We start from the raw sequence: 1242 nt of genomic DNA, 5'->3' as shown, positions 1-1242 counted from the left end.
CAGGCCGCCAACAAGGGTGTGGGTGGGGAAGTCCTCGCCTACATCTGGTAAGGGGTTACTGACATGTCACGCATCGGACGTCTCCCCGTCACCGTCCCCTCGGGTGTCGACATCGCCATCGATGGCCAGACCGTCAAGGTCAAGGGCCCCAAGGGCGAGCTCAGCCACGTCGTTGCCGAGCCGATCACCGTCGAGACCAATGACGGTGTTCTCGAGGTCAAGCGCCCCGACGACGCGCGCACGTCGCGCTCGCTGCACGGCCTGACCCGCTCGCTCATCAACAACATGGTGCTCGGCGTCACCGACGGCTACGAGAAGAAGTTGGAGATCCACGGCACCGGTTACCGCGTGCTGGCCAAGGGCTCCAACCTCGAGTTCGCCCTCGGCTACTCGCACTCGATCACCGTCGAGCCGCCCGCCGGCATCACCTTCGTGGTCGAGAACCAGACCCGGTTCTCGGTCCAGGGCATCGACAAGCAGCTCGTCGGCGAGGTCGCCGCGAACATCCGCAAGCTCCGCAAGCCCGACCCGTACAAGGGCAAGGGCGTCCGCTACGCGGGCGAGCAGATCCGCCGCAAGGTCGGAAAGGCTGGTAAGTAAGCCATGGCACTGATCGTCAAGCGCGCCAAGGGCAAGAGCGCCTCCCGCGCCCGTCGCCACTTCCGCGTCCGCAAGGTCGTCACCGGTACCACCGGGCGTCCCCGCCTCGTCGTGTCCCGCTCGTCGCGCCACGTCTTCGTCCAGGTCGTCGACGACACCGTCGGCAAGACCTTGGCGTCGGCCTCCACCATGGAGGCGGACCTGCGGTCCTTCGATGGTGACAAGACCGCCAAGGCCAAGAAGGTCGGCGAGCTCGTCGCCGAGCGCGCCAAGGCTGCCGGCGTCGAGGCCGTCGTCTTCGACCGTGGCGGCAACAAGTACCACGGTCGCGTCGCCGCCATCGCTGATGGCGCTCGCGAAGGCGGTCTGTCCCTGTGATCGCCACCCAGAACACCCCCGTTGTTGAGATGAGGAACATCTGATGCCAGGACCCCAGCGTCGAGGCACCGGCGGACCCGCAACCGCCGAGCGCGGCGGCCGCGAAGGTCGCGGTGGCCGTGAGGGCGGTCGCGGCGGTCGTGACGCCCGCGAGCCCGAGAAGAGCCAGTACATCGAGCGCGTCGTGACGATCAACCGCGTCGCCAAGGTCGTCAAGGGTGGCCGTCGCTTCAGCTTCACCGCGCTCGTCGTCGTCGGTGACGG

2 protein-coding genes and 1 pseudogene are annotated in these 1242 nt (G+C 67.5%); all 3 read left to right on the top strand.

Going from position 1 to position 1242, the window contains the following annotated elements:
• Positions 1–63: 63 nt before the first annotated feature.
• On the top strand, positions 64–600 hold the full coding sequence (gene rplF / locus PLL68_RS15425; protein WP_159900904.1) for a 50S ribosomal protein L6: 537 nt from the start codon (positions 64–66) through the stop codon (positions 598–600).
• Positions 601–603: 3 nt separating this feature from the next.
• Positions 604–978, top strand: a complete 375-nt coding sequence (gene rplR, locus PLL68_RS15420; RefSeq protein WP_159900902.1) for a 50S ribosomal protein L18 — start codon at positions 604–606, stop codon at positions 976–978.
• A 43-nt stretch (positions 979–1021) separates the two neighbouring features.
• A pseudogene (locus PLL68_RS15415) lies at positions 1022–1242 on the top strand (30S ribosomal protein S5); the annotation flags it as partial.

Origin of the sequence: Ornithinibacter sp. (assembly GCF_035443565.1) — a bacterium.
Classification (GTDB): domain Bacteria; phylum Actinomycetota; class Actinomycetes; order Actinomycetales; family Dermatophilaceae; genus Fodinibacter.
The sequence above is the reverse complement of the archived record's forward strand: the minus strand, read 5'-3'. Positions and strand labels throughout refer to the sequence as shown.

What these genes read in the sequence shown, in the direction of transcription:
- rplF (WP_159900904.1), top strand. Translation starts at nt 64, where the DNA reads ATGTCACGCATCGGACGTCTCCCCGTCACCGTCCCCTCGGGTGTCGAC.
- rplR (WP_159900902.1), top strand. Translation starts at nt 604, where the DNA reads ATGGCACTGATCGTCAAGCGCGCCAAGGGCAAGAGCGCCTCCCGCGCC.